The sequence below is a fragment of the Rania fehmarnensis genome (assembly GCF_056494185.1).
In genome coordinates this window covers 1986681-2005200 of record NZ_CM151398.1, presented here as the reverse complement: position 1 = coordinate 2005200, position 18520 = coordinate 1986681, and the positions used below count along the sequence as shown (strand labels likewise).

Here is an 18520-nt window from a genome sequence, read left to right as displayed (position 1 = left end):
GGAGAGGAGGATGACTTGCGGCCTGGCGGTAGTCCCGCACCAACGCAAATCTGTCCGCAGAGCTTCCCATATTTTCTTTCTTAAGAATCCTTAGTTCGTTCGGGGCTTAATTTGCCCTGACACGAAGATTGCCCTAATCCCGAATTGGATGTGTTCACGTGCTTAGTTCAATTCTCTAATCCCAATCAGAACCGTAAACATAAACGGCTCCGTAGACGAGGCTCCAAACATGCGAACCTTCACGCTCCTCTGGCTGAGTTGCCTGGCTTGCTGCACTTCCCTGGCTCATGCGCAAGATTACCAGCAGCAGTTGGCCTCCGTCCGCAGCAAGGCCATTGATTATTTGAAAACCCGGGGTCAATCGCCAGAGGGTGCCTTTAGTCCACGCGTGGGGATTGGTGTGACGGCGCTGGCTGCCACGGCGCTAATGCGTAGCGGCGTACCGGCCTCTGATCCGACGGTCAGCCAGGCTCTGAAACTAGTGGTCGCAGCCGCCAAGCCCGATGGTGGAATCTACGCTGACAATTCGCGCCTGATCATGTACGAGACTTGCGTCGCCATCACTTGTTTGCAGACGGCCAATGACGCAGGCAAGTACAAAGAGATCATCGACAAGGCGGCCAAGTTTGTGCGCGGCCAGCAGTTTGACGAAGGCGAAGGTAAAACGCCCAGCGATGTCGACTACGGTGGTGCAGGCTATGGCGGAAAATCGCGACCGGACCTTTCCAATACCGCCTTTATGGTCGAAACACTGCAAGGCTTGCAGTCGCCCGAAAACGATGAAGCCATCGAACGAGCATTGCTCTTCGTATCGCGCTGCCAAAACTTGGAATCGCCGTACAACACCAGTGCCGAAGCGGCCAAAATCAATGACGGTGGATTTTACTACACGGTATCCGAAGGCGGCGCATCACCGGCGGGCGAAACTTCCGAGGGCGGTTTGCGCAGCTACGGATCGATGACCTACGCCGGTTTCAAAAGCATGATCTACGCGGGGCTGAAACCCGATGACCCACGCGTCAAAGCCGCGCGCGAGTGGATTACCAAAAACTACTCCGTGGAAAACAATCCAGGAATGGGCGATGCGGGGTTGTACTATTACTACGGTTTGTTTGCCAAGGCGCTGCAGGTGGCGGGCATGGATAAATTAACCGATGCTCAAGGACAGGAGCACAATTGGCGCAGCGAACTGGTAGCGCACCTGGCATCGTTGCAAGCCGAAGACGGTTCCTTCACCAATAAGAACAACAAATGGATGGAAGGTGATCCCAACCTGGCCACGACGTTTGCCCTGTTGGCGCTGTCTCACTGCCAGTAAGGCACTGCAATCAACATTCGAGCAAACGAAGATTTCTGTCCAACTAGATTTCGCTAACGTGGCGGAGACTATATCCTAGAGGCTCGCACAGGTACGGGCGGGTATCGACAGTGCAGATAGACTCGCGTTTCTATTTGACTGGAAGGAATGGTATCTTGCTGACTGTCGACGATCTCAAGATCAAGACGTTGGGGCCTTGCCGTGTGGATTCGCCGCTCATGCCGCTCTTGGCCAAGCGGCAGCACTCGATCAACTATGCAGACGAGTCCGATCGCGTGCTGATCGATACGACGCTCTCGGCGGTTAGCCAACTGGGCCAACCGCTGGACCAGTGGCCTGGTATGGAACCAGCCGGCGCCCGCAAGAAGATCTACTTTGATCCATCGAAGACGCGCGCGGGCATCGTGACCTGTGGTGGATTGTGCCCGGGCTTGAATGACGTCATACGAGCCCTGGTATTGGAACTGACCAGGCTATATGGCGTGCGCACCGTGTACGGATTCTGCAATGGCTTTCAGGGCTTCATTGCCAGTTATAGTCGTCCGGTAATTCAGCTAACGCCAGAATTGGTCGATACGATCAACGAGCATGGCGGTACGATCCTGGGATCCTCCCGAGGCAAGCAGGACCCGGCTGAAATCGTCGATTGCCTGGAACGCATGGGTATCAACATGCTCTTTGTGATCGGCGGTGACGGCAGCATTCGCGGAGCGATGACGATAGCCCAAGAGATCGAAGCCCGCGGTGCCAAGATCGCAGTGGTGGGTGTACCCAAGACGATTGATAACGACATCAAGTACATCGATCAGAGCTTTGGATTTCAGACGGCTTTCAGCGAAGCGGCCAAAGCCATTCGGGCGGCGCACGTAGAAGCGCAAGGCGCGCCTAATGGCGTTGGCCTGGTGCGGCTGATGGGGCGGCACAGTGGCTTTATCGCTTGTTATGCTTCGTTGGCCATGAGCGATGCGAACTTTGTACTGATCCCTGAAGTCCCGTTTCAACTGGATAGTGAAAACGGTTTGTTGCTGTCGTTGCGTCGTAGACTGGAACGTCGCGGCCACGCTGTGATCGTGGTAGCTGAAGGTGCAGGCCAAGACCTGGTGCCACCCAGTCAAGGCACCGATGCCTCGGGCAACAAGAAACTAGTCGATATCGGAGTTTTCCTGCGAGATCGGATTACCCACTATTTCCAAGAGAATCATGTAGAACTGAATCTCAAATACATTGATCCCAGTTACGTTATTCGCAGCGTGCCAGCCAATCCTTACGATAGTGTTTTGTGTATGCGACTGGCACATAATGCCGTGCATGCGGCCATGTGTGGTCGGACTGAGATGATCGTTAGTCGCATGCACATGAGATTTGTGCACATCCCCATGGAGTTGTCGATACGCGAACGAAACTCAGTTGATCCCCATGGCGATTTATGGATGACGGTTTTGGAATCTACGGGACAAAACATCCAATAAATCGCGATTGGCCGAGAGGGCTTGTCACAGCCTGGGCGGAGCCTGCTACACTTAGGACAAATCAGCGCCCCCCGATCGGACGGCCTCACCGTCGCTTGAGCTGAAGTTGCCCTCAATGTCACACACCGCGAACGATTCGCCTGCACGTCTAAGGATCGATAGTACCCACGTCCACGGACTGGACACACGCCTGCTCGATTCACTACCGGATGCATCCATACTGACTGATACAGCTGGCGTTGTGGTGTACTGGAATGACAGCGCTACACGCCTGTTTGGTTGGACCGCGCAGGAGATGGTCGGCCAGTCCTATGGTCAGCGATATGCTGAACCGATGCGCAGTTGGATCGCGCAGGAGATCTCCAAACGAGCGGCGGGGAATGATTGGGAAGGAGAATTCGAGGACTATCGTCGCGACGGTAGCCGCGTTTGGATCCATTCCTCGGTCAGTCGCATCCTGAATGGACTAGGCCAGCCGATTGCCATTCTGGGCATTTCTCGCGATATCTCTACGCGCAAACAGACGGAAACGCAACTGCTCGAAAGCCAACGACGGCTCGACGAGGCCCAGCGCATTGCGCGGCTGGCCAGCTGGATTTGGGAGCCGCACACCCAACAGGTCTGGTGGTCCGACGGACTGTATGACTTGTTTGGAGTCAGCAAAGGTGAAGTGCAACCGAGCTTCGAAGCGTTTCTAGACTTGTTGCACCCGGAGGATCGACCGTTCGCAATGGAGCGTGCCAAGGCGGTACATGCAGGCACCGAGACGATTGCACATGACCTTCGATTAATTCGGCCTGACGGAACCATGATTTGGATTCACAGCCGTTCTCGAGCGACACGAGACGCCGCTGGCAACATTGTCCGTGTTGAAGGAACCGATCAAGACATCACCGAACGCAAACTAGCCGAGCAAGCCTTGAAGGAAAGCGAAGACCGCTATCGAATCCTATTTGAAGGGCTGTTCGACGGCTTGGCAATTCACGATGCTGACGGCGAGATCATCGATGTCAACTCGCAGATGTGCAAACAATTAGGCTACGAGCGGCATGAACTGATCGGCCAATATCCAGATCTCTTCGATCCAGAATTTTCACGTCTGAAGCTGAGCCTCATTTCTGCCCCGCGAAACGTAGGTAAACCGGTTTACTTCGAAACCACGCATCGCCGGCGCGACGGTCACGTTTTCCCCGTCGAAGTTCGTATGCGCCGCATTCCCATGCTCGGTGAGAATTGTTCGCTGTCGGCTACTCGCGACGTCACTGAGCAAAAAATCTTGGAAGAGAAATTTCAACAGGCACAGAAAATGGAAGCCATCGGTCAATTGGCCGGTGGCGTTGCGCATGACTTCAATAACTTGCTAACCGTGATTCGCAGTTACAGCGATCTGCTACTGGCTCGTTATCCAACACTCGATGAAACCGCTGAACAGATCATCGCCATACGCGATGCGGCCGAGCGGGCGGCAGGCCTGACCGCCCAACTCTTGGCTTTCAGTCGTAAAGCGATCATCGAACCGAAAGTGATCGACTTGAATACGTCAGTTGAATCTGCGGCCCGTTTGCTGGGGAGGTTGATCGGCGAAGATATCCAGCTGATCACCCGCTTGGCACCTAATCTGTGGAAGACCAAGATCGATCCAGTGCAGCTGGAACAAACGCTCATGAACCTGGCCGTAAACGCGCGCGATGCCATGCCCCGCGGAGGCACTTTATCGATCAGCACTGCCAACGTGGAATTGCCCGATGTCAATTGGCCGGAGACCAACTTATGCAGCCCCGGCCCTTACGTACTGTTGACATTTGCCGACGACGGTTACGGCATGAGCGACGAAGTCAAACGCCATTTGTTTGAACCGTTCTACACCACTAAAGGAGCCGGTAAAGGAACCGGACTTGGGTTAGCCACCGTCTACGGTATCGTGCATCAAGCTGGAGGTGTGATCGGTGTCGATAGCCAACTCGGTCAAGGTGCCACGTTTCGGATTGCGTTACCGGCGGTCGTTGCCGCGCAACCTGCCGGAGAAGTTATTGCTGACCCAGCGGTGATGCGGGGAAACGAAACAATCCTGCTGGTCGAAGACGAGCAAGCGGTTCGGCAGTTAGCCAAGTTGATACTGGAGATGCAAGGCTATCGAGTGATCGCGGCCAGCTGCGGCGCCGAAGCATTAGCGGCTGCGCAGATGCATGATGGGCAAATCGGTCTGCTAGTTTCCGACGTCGTCATGCCCGATTTGTCTGGCCAAGAACTGGCCGATAAAGTGCGACAGTTGCGACCGAATCTGCGTGTCTTATACATCAGCGGCTACACCAACGACACGCTCGTCCGCAGCGGCGTTGCTACCGCTGCCGAAGCCTTCCTGGCCAAACCGTTCACCCCAGTGAGCCTAACGCAAAAAGTCCGCGAAGTGCTGGATGCACCTTGAAAGTAACTAAACCAGCGAGGTACCCCCGGGAGGAATCGAACCTCCATCTGAGCTTTAGGAAAGCCCCGTTCTATCCGTTGAACTACGAGGGCAAAAGTGTATCGCCAAACGGACTGCCCCAGTCTACCACCGCAGGCAGAGATTCGAAAGTCTATCACCTTCGCGGCCAGTCACCTCTCCATGCGCAGCATGGGGAGGTCGAATCGAGGCTTTGCGAGATTCGGGAGGGGCGCGTCCGCGGAAATAGATAGGCGGACGAACTGTTCGCAGGGTGAAGTAACATACAGTCCTTCGCACTGATGACTTAAAAGCTGTACCATCTCTATAGTATGTGGTGGGCGTGGTATTTTGGATGGTGCTTTGCCTTTTGCGGAGCGAAAGCAGACTATTTTAGAAAGAGTTCAATGACAGCAGTTGAGATGCAGGTTTGGCGAGTGCTGGATGCCAATGCCAATCGAGCGGCCGAAGGTTTGCGGGTTCTTGAGGAGGTCGCGAGACTGGTGCGCGAAGATGCACCACGGGCCGCTCGACTGAAGGCCTTGCGCCATGATTTGGCGGCCGCTACTGCTGGCCTGGATCGAGGCCAGCGACTCGCAGCCCGCTCGACGGCCGCAGATGTAGGTACGCGCATCACCTGCCTCACCGAGGCTCAGCGCACTTCAATGACCAGCCTGATCAGCGCCGAAGTCAGCCGCGTCGGTGAAGCCCTGCGCGTACTGGAAGAGTTCGCCAAGTTGATCGACGACCAGGCGAGCGCTGCTCTCAAACAACTGCGCTATCGCGCGTATGACGAGTTGGCCGAAATCGAATTGGCTTGGACAACTCATGCCTGGCTAGTGGATATGAGGCTGTGCATTTTGATCGACGCCACGCGACCACTGGACCAGTTTGCCGGGTACGTCCAGTCCTTGGCGACCGCCGGTGCAAACTGTTTGCAACTACGCGATAAAACGCTCGACGGTCGCGAGTTGGTGGAGTACGCGCGCTGCGCAGTCCAAATTATGGCCCAATGCGGTGGGCATGTGATCGTTAACGATCGCCTCGATGTCGCCTTGGCCAGCAATGCTGCCGGTGTGCATGTAGGCCAAGAGGATATGCACATCCGCGATGTGCGTCGCATAGCCGCCAATCGATTGTGCGTGGGCGTATCTACTCACGATATCGACCAGGCTCGCCAGGCCGTTAGCGATGGAGCTGACTATATTGGTTGCGGTCCAACTTTTCCTAGCCAGACCAAGAGCTTTCAAAGCTTCGCTGGACTAGAGTTTCTGAAACAAGTCGCTGGCGAGATCCGCCTGCCCGCGCTGGCCATCGGCGGTATCGGGCGAGACAATATTCAGCAAGTCATGGCCACCGGCGTGCGCGGCGTGGCAGTCTCGGGTGCAGTGCACCATGCACCAGAACCAGCCCAAGCGGTCGCAGAGTTGATCTCAAAATTAACTGTCTGAATTCTCAAATCGTATTGAGTTTGGTTTGCAATTCTTTGACCAGTTGGTCTGCCTCGGCCAAGCCTTGCAGGACGGTCTTCCTGAAACGCATGTTGTTGGATTCATCTTTGAACTTCTCGCCAATCAACGTCCTCAAGTCTTTCATTTTGGCGGCGTACGTTTGTAGCGTGGTCACGAGGGGCGGTCGATGCGTTGGGCTCAACTGCGCTGGCGGTGAGGCAGCGAGCTTTTCGCAGGCTGTCTGCAGCGTTTCCAAGCGGAATTTCAAGGCGTCGCGAATCGTCGGCCGACGCGCAAACCAGTCGTCCAGCGATTGGGCTAACTGCTGCGCGTAAGCGCTGTCGCTGGCTGTCGAGGCAATCACTTCGGGACGAGCCGGTCCCCACGGCCGCAGTTGATAACTGATCCAACTGCTGATGCCCAAATACACGGCCAAGGCAATCAACCCCACTACGCCTACGGCTTGTAGTTTGGAACTTGTGCTCTTCAAATTGGCAAGCCGTTTATAGATATAGGGCATCGCGAAAATTACACCTGAGGAAATCAGGCAAGTCGTCGCCAGGAAATAGATGCCGATATCGTACGAACCAGTCAGCGTCTTTACCTTGCCCACAATGGCTGGTCCCAAGTAACCTCCGAGGTTCCCCACAGAATTGATCAGGCCAATACTGCTGGCCGCGGCGGCAGCGGTGAGATACACATTGGGCAACGACCAAAAGGCTGGCATGTACGATTTCATACCCGTAGCCGCGAGCGTAAAGCAAATCATGGTCAAGACCAGGTTGCCTTGAGTCAATGTCGCGCCTATCAGTCCACAAGCACCCACCACAATCGGCACAATCGCATGCCAACGTCGCTCATGAAAATGATCCGAACTCCATCCAATCGCTAGTTGTCCAGCGATTACCAGAAAAGATGGAATCATAGCCAGTTTGGTCACGGTCGATGATCCCAGACCATACCAGTCTTCCAGAATGCTGGGCAAGAATATCTCGACCCCATAGTTGCCCGTCACCACGCCAAAGTAAGCCAAAGCCAACATGAGCACGTTGGGATTGCTGAGTCCTTGCCAGATCGACATGTGTCCCGACGATTTATGTTGGGCTTTCTCTTCGGACAGGCGCGTAGTCAATGCATCGCGTTCATCATCGGTCAACCACTTGGCCTGCTGCGGCCGATCGGTCAATCCAAACAACACGTAGATCCCCAGCAGCACGGCAGGTATACCCCAAAAGATAAAGACCCACTGCCAGCCCTTCAGTCCCAAGAAAGGCGGATTGCCATTTTCGCCGATATCGAGCATAAAACCCGATATGAAGTTGCCAACGATCATCGCAATTGGAGAGGCAACTAGAAAGATCGACAGTGCCTTGGCTCGGTCACGCTGAGGAAACCAGTGTGTCAGATATACGATAACACCTGGAAAGAACCCTGCTTCGGCCAGGCCTAGCAAGAAACGAATGCCATAGAAGTGAGTGGGAGTTTTAATAAAGGCAGTCAGGGCCGCCACGATCCCCCACGTGACCATGATCCGACAAATCCACTTCCGCGCACTCCACCGTTCAACCAAGATGGTGCCGGGTATCTCGAGTAGGAAGTAGCCAAAAAAGAAGACTCCCGCACCATAACCAATCACCGCTTCATCAAAAGCCGGTAGTGATTCTCGAATGCGCAGGGCTACGACGCTGACGTTGTTTCGATCGATGTACGCAATGATGTAGCACAAGAACAGCAGCGGCAGTGCTCGCCAGTAGACCTTGCGGCGCGCACTATCCAGGGCAGGAGAAACAGGTAGGCTTTGCGACACGCGGACTCTCCACTGGCATTGAGTGCGGCATTGAGTTGCTCGTAAGGGAGGAACGCTGATTGTAGCCACCTCTCCCAGGCTTCGCCTGGGGGAAGCGCAAATCGTGCATGTAGCGTTAAGGGTTCTGGGTGGCACTGGCTTGCCAGTGCTCCAAACGAAGCGTTTGATATTCGGTCTTTCGGTTGCATAAACCATGCACTGGCAATGCTGCGCATAGCCAGTGCCACCCTAAGGCCTTTGTATCTCGATAGTTAAAAGCTGTACGATCTCAAAGCTCGGTGGGAGTGGCGATACATATGGCTTGGTTGCCGATGCGGATGACGAAGCGGTCTGGGGCTACGGCCAGGCCATACAAGGTGGGTCCGCTGAACATAGCAGCTCCGCGCTGACGATCGGGAGTTGATTCACTGGCTGCGTAATTCGTCTCGGGCTTGAGCTGACTGGCGTCCCAGGTTTCATTTTCCGTCAAGACTTTAAATTCTGGCCCGGCAGCCAGCACGGTGCAAACGCCTTCTTTGCCGAACAGATAAATGCGATCTTCCACTGCGGGCTCGGACGAACGGGGGACAGACACCGTGTCGATATGCTGGCATTGCATGCGGGCTACCTGTGCGCGTGCTCTGTCCCCAGACGCGATCGGGGACAGACACCAGGCTGCGATCCGGAAGTTTGGCGACTCCGGCTATGGTGCTAATCAATGAGCGGCCCTGGAGAGCCGCTCTACGGGGGGAGCAGATCGGAAGATCGGGGACAGACCTCGTGTCGATATACTGGCATTGCATGCGGGCTACCTGTGCGCGTGCTCTGTCCCCAGACGCGATTGGGGACAGACACCAGGCTGCGATCCGGAAGTCTGGCGACTCCGGCTATGGTGCTAATCAATGAGCGGCCCTGGAGAGCCGCTCTACGGGGGGAGCAGATCGGAAGATCGGGGACAGACCTCGTGTCGATATGCTGGCATTGCATGCGGGCTACCTGTGCGCGTGCTCTGTCCCCAGACGCGATTGGGGACAGACACCAGGCTGCGATCCGGAAGTCTGGCCACTCCGGCTATGGTGCTAATCAATGAGCGGCCCTGGAGAGCCGCTCTACGAGGGAGCGGCTCGGAAGATCGGGGACAGATCGGACACACCACTGGTCTTTTTGCTAGCGTTACCCATGTGCGCGGGGGGACAGACCCGGCCGTTCGTGCTGCCGACTCGACTACTTCGGCATGCCGCCCCCTCCCGGAGCCTAGCTAAACGCTGGCTCCGACCTAGTATATAGCGGCCAACTAAGATGTTCATGTTCGACGTCGTTGCAACGGTGTCGGACTCAGCTACCCAGACAGTTTATCGACCCCGAACGAATGTACACATTTGTAGCTCGTGGGGGAGCGAAGTCGGGCAGCTGATTGTTTTCTATCCGAACGGTCGCTGAGTGCTCTTCGCCAAGTGCGAGGAAGCCTGAATTTACTAGGTAGGAGTTTACAATGACAACATATGATCGCGTGATCGGCATTGATGTAGCTTCCAAGAAGCTAGACATTTCCGATTCCCAGGGCAAGCTGCCTTCAACGATTAGCAACACGGTCTCGTCCATTGGCAAGTTGATCGAGCGCATCCAAGAGCCTGAAAAGACACTTGTGGTTTGCGAGAGCAGCGGTGGTTATGAGAATATCATGGTTGACCTGCTACACGAGGCGAAGGTCAACGTGGCGGTGGTCAACCCGCGCAAGACTCACTACTACGCCAAGGCACACGGGTATCTAGAAAAGACGGATACCATTGATGCCAAAGTAATTCGGCATTTTGGTGAGCAGGTCAAAGTCCATTTGACCAAGCCGCTTACCGAGCGAGAGAAGAAGCTTCGGTCGCTTACGCGTCGTCGAGTACAGGTCATGACGATGATCAACCAAGAGAAGAATCGCTTGCGTTTTGAGGATGAGACGGTCAAGCAATTCGTTGAAGAGAGCTTGAAAATGCTGAAAAACCAGCTAAAAGCTCTGAACGAGCAGCTCAAGGAGCAAGCCAAGGAGATGAGCAAAGAGACACCTAACGTAAGGATCATCTCCAGCGCGCCAGGCGTGGGTCTCATCACGACAGTCACTCTGTGTGCTGAACTTCCTGAACTTGGAAAAATCTCTCGTACGGAAATTTCCAAGCTTGTTGGTGTAGCTCCGATGGCCAACCAAACCGGTCAGAGCGATGGCAAGAGACGCATTCGCGGAGGTCGATCAACGGTGCGTCGTACACTATACATGGCGGCCTTAGTGGCAACCAAAAAGAATCCAGTGGTCGAGAAATTCTATTCGAGGTTATTAAGCCGAGGAAAACCGAAGAAGCTGGCGTTGATCGCGAGCATGCGAAAGCTGCTCCTGATCCTTCACGAGATGGTACGTACGCAAACGATGTGGGACCCCGAGAAGAAGGCACGTGACCAAGCTGTCGCCAGCCTGGCCACGGGCGCTACGTGCTCGGCGGGTCATTGACTCACCGGCGACTAAGTTATCCCTTACAAAGTTGCGTCCCCGCAGAGCTTTGCTATGTTTCACTTAGCACAGTTCATAGTAATGCTGCGCCTGTAGGAAATCAAACATTGAGTTACCGGCGCCATGCCTTGAAAAATCCCGGGGGTTTGGGGGCTGGCCCCCAAGATGCCCAAGCGAAGGGAAGAAATTTAAGATTCTTCCTTGACTACCAACTAGACGGTCGCTCCCCCAAGCAAAGCTTGGGAGAGGTGACATAATGCCCTCCGTACAACTGACTTAAGAGCTGGACGATTTCAAAGCTTGGGAGAGGTGACAGCGCTTCAGCGACCAGTGGCGATACACATGGCTTGGTTGCCGATGCGGATGACGAAGCGGTCTGGGGCTACGGCCAGGCCATACAAGGTGGGTCCGCTGAACATAGCAGCTCCGCGCTGACGATCGGGAGTTGATTCACTGGCTGCGTAATTCGTCTCGGGCTTGAGCTGACTGGCGTCCCAGGTTTCATTTTCCGTCAAGACTTTAAATTCTGGCCCGGCAGCCAGCACGGTGCAAACGCCTTCTTTGCCGAACAGATAAATGCGATCTTCCACTGCGTATGGCGTGGCCCAACAGGATTGCTTGGTGCGCTGGGTGTAAACAGTCTTGCCTGTAGTGACGTCCAAGCAATTAACGACACCCACGCGATTGATCCAGTATGCATAACCTTGATGGACGATTGGCGAAGCCCAACTGACATTGGCTTCTTCGGCGACCCAAACTCGCTCGGCGGTCCATTCAGTACCCTTGCGTTTGATTTGCATCAGGCAGTTTGATTTCTTAGCTTCCGCCGCATTCTCTCCCTGTCGACCAGCTGATGCACCTACTAGAAACTTACCGTCACCGGTATCGATGGGCGTCACCCCCGTGTTGCCACCTACTTCCGTAAAGCTCCACAACAATTTGCCGCTGGCAGGATCGTAACCATCGATGCTGCCAGCTGAACTGACGACGACTTGAGGTTCGCCTTCGACGGTGATGATCGCTGGTGAACTCCAACTGCGGCGCGACTTGCGTTCAGCTTTCCAAGCCGTCTTGCCACTGGCTTTTTCCAGTGCGATAAGTCCACTAGGACCGTCATGTTCAATCAACACAAGTACATGAGCAGCAGTTTGACAGGGTGAAGCGCCCAATCCAAACTCCGATACCAGCGGAGCCAGTTCTTCAGTCACGTTGCGTTTCCACAACTCTTCGCCTGCATGTGAGTAAGCGACTATATCACCACTTTCGAATTGACAGATGATTCGCTGGTCGTCCAGCACAGGTGTGGGTGCCGCGCGACTGACATAGACGCTGTTATCGACCGGACTGGAGTTCTTAAGCGTTTTGTGCCACAGTTCTTGGCCACTAGCCAGGTCCAGGCAAGTGGTGTGATATTCGTCTTTCTTCGGTCCATCGACGCTGGTCAGATAGACGTGCGAACCTGAGATAACGGGGCTCGATTGACCGTGGCCCCGAATATCCGCTCGCCACGCGATGTTCTCTTTAGGCGACCATCTTATGGGTAGGGTAGCGGCGGACTGCTTGGATGCGCCAGCTCCCAAAAAAGCTGGCCAGCTGGAGCCTTCGGCCAAAATCAAACTCAGTGCCAGCAGAATGGATGTTGTCATTCGATTTTCTCTTCTTAAGGATTGATTGTTCAGCACAAATTGTAGCGGAAGCCGTCAAGGCTTTCGTTCCCGCAAACCCGAAATGCTTGACGCAATCCGCTACCGGCAAACCCGAAATGCTTGACGCATTCCGCTACGGGTTAGGAGAAGATGCCGGTGATCGGTTCGCCGATGGTCAAGCGATGTGGGCGCTGCAGGTGATCGTAGATGTGCTGCGTGTGATCGATGCCAAAACGCCAATAGATGGTGGCGGCAAGGTCACCGGGAGTTACGGGATCGCGACTGGGATAAGCACCATGCTGGTCGCTAGCGCCCCAAATTGCGCCGCCTTGAATACCGCCACCGGCCATGAGAATCGAGTAGCAGTGTGGCCAGTGATCACGACCAGCTTGAGCGTTGATCTTGGGAGTGCGACCGAATTCGCCCATGGCCACCACGAGTGTCGAATCGAGCAAGCCGCGTTGGTCGAGATCTTCGATCAAGGCAGACAGCGATTGATCCGCGGGTGGCAACAAGTGGTTCTTATGTTGACTTTCGCAGTTGACATGTGCGTCCCAGTTCTGGCCTTGTTGTTTGTAGTCGTAGACATTTACAAACGGTACACCAGCTTCGACCAAACGTCGCGCGACCAGCAGATTCTGGCCGCGCATTTCGCGAGCCACGCCCATTTCGCCACCGCCGCCATTGACCTCGCCAGCACCCGTGGGTGCTGCATAGTAGCCGTAACGATTCCGCGTTGCCTCGCTCTCTTGTGTGATGTCCAGCGCCGTGCGCAGCGCTTGGCTTTCCAATAGCTGTACGGCTTTGCCATAGAAGCGACTGAGCGAACCTGGCAAGTTGGCTTCGCTCAGCGACGCTAACAAGTCGAGCCGTTGACGATGCCGCGATGGGTCCATGCCTTCGCGCTGACCAAGCGCATCGATGCGATAATGCTTGTTGGACACATCGACGTCGATACACAGTGGATCAAAGCTAGTGCCCAGAATACCACCGCCTTGGCATGGTGTCGGTACAACATTTTGAAACACGTAGGGCAGGGCAGCAAAGGGGACGTCGGAAGGTTGCTGACGTTTGGCCCAGGCGACCGTGCTGCCGTAGCTAGGATAGAATTGCGGCAGCGGAGCAAACAGTTCGCGATCGGGGCCTTCCAATGGACGACCCGTCAGTGCATGAATCGACGCGGAATCGTGCAACGTCGCTTGATGGTGCACCGAGCGAATCACCGCCGTCTTGTGCATCCACTTGGCCATCATCGGCAAGTGCTCGCAGATCTGCAGTCCCGGCACACTAGTACCGATCGAACGAAACGAGCCACGAATCTCGGCAGGTGCTTGCGGCTTCATGTCCCAAGTATCGAGATGACTGGGACCACCGTAATAGAAGACCAGTATGCACGCTCGTATCGGCTTGGGCGTTATCGAGGGCAGCGTATCACTACCGCAGGCCAGTTGAGCTCGCCACAACGAACCTAGTGACAAACCCAAATAGCTGGTCGCGCCCAGTTGCAGTAGCGATCGACGGTTGATGGCTGAGTGACTCATAGACTTCGCTCCGGCCTACCATCATAACCGGAAAGCATCCCACTTGGGTGGCCCGAGCCCCACGTAGCCGAGTCTCTCCGAGACTCGAATCTCTACAACTCGCAAGACTCTAGCGGCAGCTAAGCTGCGTCTCGGAGAGACGCAGCTACGTGTCCCACGTAGCCGAGTCTCTCCGAGACTCGTTCTATTCAGCGCCCGCGGAGAGACGCTGCTACGTGGCTATGAAATGCGACTATAATGCTCCTCATGGTCTTCAACACCCCCAGTCGAATATTGGTAACGTGCAACAGTGGCTTGGCTCCCTTTCTGGCGCAAGAGCTGAAAGAGTTGGGCTACGATGCGGACGAAATGCTCAATACGGCGGTGGCTGTATATGGCGATTTGATCGATTGCATGCGGATGAATTTGTGGCTGCGCTGTGCCAGCCAGGTCATGTACTCCGTCCGTAGCTTTACCTGTCTGTCTCCTGAGCAACTGTACGAGGTCGTAAGTTCCATCGCTTGGGAAAAACTCATCCCAGCTGACGGGTATTTCACCGTCCATGGCAATGTGTTTCATCCGTCGATCCGCTCGGGGATGTTTGCCAACGTCAAAGTCAAAGATGCCATCGTCGACCGCATGCGTCGCCAAACCGGCAAACGGCCCGATACGGGTTCCGAACTGCGTGGTGCAGTCGTCTATCTATTCTGGCGCAACGACAAGGCTGAAATCTTTTTAGATACGTCGGGTGATACGCTGGCCAAACATGGGTATCGCAAACGCCCTGGACCAGCCCCACTGGTGGAAGCACTGGCCGCGGGGATGTTGATCGCTGGCCATTGGGATCGGCAAATGCCGCTGGTCAATCCGATGTGTGGTTCCGGAACGCTGGCGATCGAAGCGGCCCTGGCCGCCACCAACCGTCGACCAGGTTTGCTGCGCACCAGTTATGCATTTCAGCATTTGCTGGGTTACGATCCCAAAGCGTACCGCCACCAGGTTCAACAGTTAAAAGCGGCCATCATCGATCCGGCCAGCAGTGGGACACCTCTGACCATCATCGCCAGCGACATATCGCGAGGCGCGATCGATATTACCAAAGCCAACGCCGATGCCGCCGGCGTCGGTAACTTGATCGAAACTCAAGTTTGCGACTTCCGCGAAACACGCTTACCACCGCCACCAGGCGTGATTATCTTCAATCCCGAATATGGTCAACGTCTGGGCGAAGAAGAAGAGCTGATCAGTACCTACGCCAGCATCGGCGATTTTATGAAACACCAATGCGGTGGTTATTGGGGCTATGTTTTCACCGGCAACATGCTGCTCTCCAAACGCATCGGTTTGAAATCGAAACGCCGCATCGAATTAGCGACCGCGCAGTTGGATGGTCGCTTGCTCGAGTTCGAACTGTACGCTGGCAGTAAGAAATCAGTAACCCCTGAAACGCAACCACCGTCGCCGTAGCCACCTTTACCGTAGCCACCGTCGCCAGACGGTGGACGCGTCACGTTTGACCATCCACCGCTTGGCAGCGGTGGCTACGTTTAGTGCGATTCAAACCTGCCGAGTCCGCGTTGAATGGCGAGTTTACCGAACTTGTCGCGGATAGCGTCGGTGGCGCGGTCGATGCGGTCGGAACGATCACGCTGCTCTTGATCGAACAGAGTCAATTGAACTGGGCGGCCGATGGACAACTGCGATACGCCCATACCCACCAGGCGAATGCCACGCGACAGATCTAAACCACTGGCTTGAAAGATACTCACGACGGCTTCGGCCAGGCGGTCGGTCGCGTGCGTAGGCTCATCCAAGGTGCGACTGCGGGTGATGGTCTCGAAATTTGAATAACGCAATTTCAAGTGAATTGTGCGGCCCACCAAATCATAGCGACGCATGCGCCGCGCGACTTGATCGGTCAGTTCTAACAGCCAGGCGACCAGCGACTCGCGATCACCAATGTCATGATGAAAAGTGGTTTCATGCGAGATAGATTTCGCGTCACGATCAGGCACCACCAGTCGCGTATCCAGGCCGCGAGCGAGTTCGTAAAAATGCTGGCAGTTCACGCCGACGACGGTCTTGAGCAATTCGAGCGATAGTCCGCGCAGGTCACCAATCGTCTTGACGCCATAGCCGGCCAGCCGTTTTTGCGTTTGAGCGCCTACACCCCAGACACGTGAGACCGGCAGAGGATCCAGAAACTCTTGAATCTTGTCAGGCTGAACCACGACCAGTCCATCTGGCTTTTGCAAATCACTGGCTACCTTGGCCAGGAATTTATTGGGAGCCACACCTGCGCTGGCTGTCAGATTTACTTCATCGCGAATGCGTTGCTTGATCTGTCGAGCAATCGAGACGGCATCGCCGAACAGTTTCTGACTGCCCGTAACGTCGATGAACGCTTCATCCAACGACAGCGGCTCGACCAAATCGGTGAAGTCGTGAAAGATCGCGCGCAATTGCTGAGCGATCGAAGCGTAGTAATCCATCCGTGGCCGAATGAAAGTCGCATGAGGACAGAGTCGCACAGCTTGGGCCGCAGGCATCGCACTGTGGATGCCATACTTGCGCGCGATGTAGTTGGCGGTCGAGACCACGCCACGACCTTGGGGTGTGCCGCCGATGACCACAGGCAATGTCGCCAGCGCGGGATTATCGCGGATTTCGATGGATGCATAAAATGCATCCATATCGATGTGCAGAATCATCAGCTGCCCGACCAGTTCCGGGGCCCAAAGGCGCTCACGGTCGCTGCTACAGCCGAGGTCGAATGCGTGCGCACGTTTTCAAACATGGGGCGATTTTCCGGCGCGATCATATCTTGAATTTCGCGCAAGGGAGTGGCGATGTCCAGCTGCTGCTGTTCGGCGGCGTACCGCAGTAGCACCAGCGATACGGTCGTATCGCGATAATCGCCACGGCCGCCTTCGATGGCGGCTATCGCCAGACCACGCCGAATGCACTGTGCGTCACCATCGTTCATCAATCGCCCTGCTGCGCGGCGGACGTACAACCACATCGTATCGAGCATCTCGCGATGGCCTGTGAAGTAATCGCGGAGCTCTTTGCGGCGGTGCGAGTCGGAAGCCAGGTACAAGTCGGCCAACTTATCCAGACACACATCGGTATCAGCTTGTCCCAGATTCTCCCAAGGCCCCAGGCCCCGATAACCATCTTGACCTGGCAACGAATTCCACTGACGAAAATAAGTGGTCTCCTTGAGTGGTTTTTTGGGTGCCGACAATTCGCTGAAGACATGTTCAATGTTCTCTGTACGGCTTTGGGCTTCCATACCCGTCCATTCTTTGTAGAAGGGAATTTCGATTGATGTTTTGATCTCGTCGAGTCCTTTGCCGGCGGCGATCAACTTGCCCACTTCACTACGCAGTTCGGTGAAGTAGCGTTTCTGATTGGCTACGATCTCTGGTCCCCCCATCTCTCCGTGGCCTGGACAGAGTTTCTTAACACCCAATTCTTCCATGCCGGCCAAGGCCGCGATCCAACTCTCGGTGCTGCTGTCGCCGGTGTAATTGAAGGCGCCGTTAACGCAAGCATCACCCGTAAACAGCACGCCATGTTTCGGTAACCAAGCCGCCGCATCGCCCGCCGTGTGCGCATGACCAAAGAACATCAGCTCCACTCGCTGCTGACCGTCATCAAAGATCAGCTTGTGCGAGAAGTACATAGAGGGCACTTCGTACGATAGCTCGGCATATTCTTCCGCGCGATCCCGCTTGGCATTCTCGAATCCAGCAATGCCTTTGGTCATGAACAGGGGTTGGCTGCGCTCCTGAGCGATGATGGTCGCGCCCAGCTTGACATACTGCATGTTGCCGTCGGCATGATCACCGTGATAGTGGGTATCAAAGACAAAACGAATGGGCTTGTCAGTCGTCTCGCGTATAGCTGCCATCACTTCATCGGCTTGACCAGGAAAGTTGGCGTCGATCACTAGCACGTAATCGCGAAAAACGACCCAGCCTTGGTTGCAACCGGTAAAGACAGGGGCCGTTTGAGCTTTGCGAAAGTACACGCCCGGTGCAACTTGGGTGACCTTCGTAGCTTCGGGCTGAGCCCAGATAGTTGATGGCCAGGCGACAAGAGCAATCAACACAGCACATAGGTTACGCAACATGGTGGGGCACTCAGCTAAGCAGGGTTAGGGACAGCACCGCTTCAGGTAGCCACTGCAGCCAGGCGGTGGATTTCGCCGGCATGATTGTCCACCGTCTGGCGACGGTGGCTACCCGGTGTCCACCGTCTGGCGACGGTGGCTATAGTGCGTAGATTTTAGAACGGCAACTGGGCCTAGGGAACGCACTGCGCTCGCAAAAAGCACAATTTGTTCCGCGGTCCAATCATCAGTCTGACCAACGCCGCAAATTGCGAGAATGGAGCAGAGACCTTACCCTAG

Annotated in this window: 12 protein-coding genes and 1 tRNA gene; 6 read left to right on the top strand and 7 right to left on the bottom strand. The window is 55.3% G+C overall.

Translation table 11 applies throughout. The features are described from left to right. Positions 1-229 precede the first annotated feature (229 nt). The 3 genes from SH573x_RS06420 to SH573x_RS06410 all read left to right on the top strand — a co-directional run bounded on the left by SH573x_RS06420 (position 230) and on the right by SH573x_RS06410 (position 5212). Positions 230-1318 (top strand): prenyltransferase/squalene oxidase repeat-containing protein, encoded by a 1089-nt coding sequence (locus tag SH573x_RS06420; protein WP_479353503.1) that lies wholly within the window; start codon positions 230-232, stop codon positions 1316-1318. Between the two features lie 155 nt (positions 1319-1473). After that, a complete protein-coding gene (locus tag SH573x_RS06415; RefSeq protein ID WP_479353502.1) occupies positions 1474-2787 on the top strand; it encodes an ATP-dependent 6-phosphofructokinase in 1314 nt (437 codons plus the stop codon). 115 nt (positions 2788-2902) lie between these two features. Continuing rightward, entirely contained in the window at positions 2903-5212 is a 2310-nt protein-coding gene (locus SH573x_RS06410) for a PAS domain S-box protein (RefSeq protein ID WP_479353501.1), read from the top strand. 20 nt (positions 5213-5232) lie between these two features. Here the strand turns inward: SH573x_RS06410 and SH573x_RS06405 are convergent. Further along, positions 5233-5304: transfer RNA gene (locus SH573x_RS06405), tRNA-Arg, on the bottom strand. Positions 5305-5616: 312 nt separating this feature from the next. On the opposite strand from SH573x_RS06405, the gene SH573x_RS06400 reads away from it, so the two are divergent. Continuing rightward, complete coding sequence (locus SH573x_RS06400) at positions 5617-6660, top strand: thiamine phosphate synthase (protein WP_479353500.1); 1044 nt, start codon at positions 5617-5619, stop codon at positions 6658-6660. Positions 6661-6664: 4 nt separating this feature from the next. On the opposite strand, the gene SH573x_RS06395 is transcribed toward SH573x_RS06400, so the two are convergent. Continuing rightward, positions 6665-8467: an MFS transporter gene (locus SH573x_RS06395; RefSeq protein WP_479353499.1), complete on the bottom strand. Its 1803-nt coding sequence runs from the start codon at positions 8465-8467 to the stop codon at positions 6665-6667. 268 nt (positions 8468-8735) lie between these two features. After that, a complete protein-coding gene (locus SH573x_RS06390) occupies positions 8736-9065 on the bottom strand; it encodes a hypothetical protein (RefSeq protein ID WP_479353498.1) in 330 nt (109 codons plus the stop codon). Between the two features lie 873 nt (positions 9066-9938). Here SH573x_RS06390 and SH573x_RS06385 point away from each other — a divergent pair. Continuing rightward, the gene (locus tag SH573x_RS06385) at positions 9939-10937 is read left to right on the top strand and encodes an IS110 family RNA-guided transposase (protein WP_479348882.1); all 999 of its coding nucleotides are present in this window, start codon (positions 9939-9941) and stop codon (positions 10935-10937) included. Positions 10938-11257: 320 nt separating this feature from the next. Here SH573x_RS06385 and SH573x_RS06380 read toward each other — a convergent pair whose 3' ends face one another. After that, on the bottom strand, positions 11258-12583 hold the full coding sequence (locus SH573x_RS06380; RefSeq protein WP_479353497.1) for an outer membrane protein assembly factor BamB family protein: 1326 nt from the start codon (positions 12581-12583) through the stop codon (positions 11258-11260). A gap of 140 nt (positions 12584-12723) precedes the next feature. Next, positions 12724-14124, bottom strand: a complete 1401-nt coding sequence (locus SH573x_RS06375; protein ID WP_479353496.1) for a DUF1501 domain-containing protein — start codon at positions 14122-14124, stop codon at positions 12724-12726. A 237-nt stretch (positions 14125-14361) separates the two neighbouring features. On the opposite strand from SH573x_RS06375, the gene SH573x_RS06370 reads away from it, so the two are divergent. Next, positions 14362-15570, top strand: coding sequence for a THUMP domain-containing class I SAM-dependent RNA methyltransferase (locus SH573x_RS06370; protein ID WP_479353495.1), 1209 nt, complete (start codon positions 14362-14364; stop codon positions 15568-15570). Between the two features lie 80 nt (positions 15571-15650). Here the strand turns inward: SH573x_RS06370 and dinB are convergent, their stop codons facing one another. Both dinB and SH573x_RS06360 read right to left on the bottom strand, forming a co-directional pair. Further along, entirely contained in the window at positions 15651-16814 is a 1164-nt protein-coding gene (dinB, locus tag SH573x_RS06365) for a DNA polymerase IV (RefSeq protein WP_479353494.1), read from the bottom strand. Then, positions 16814-18241, bottom strand: a complete 1428-nt coding sequence (locus tag SH573x_RS06360; protein WP_479353493.1) for an MBL fold metallo-hydrolase — start codon at positions 18239-18241, stop codon at positions 16814-16816. Before SH573x_RS06360 ends, dinB begins: the two co-directional genes overlap by 1 nt. Positions 18242-18520: the final 279 nt, after the last annotated feature.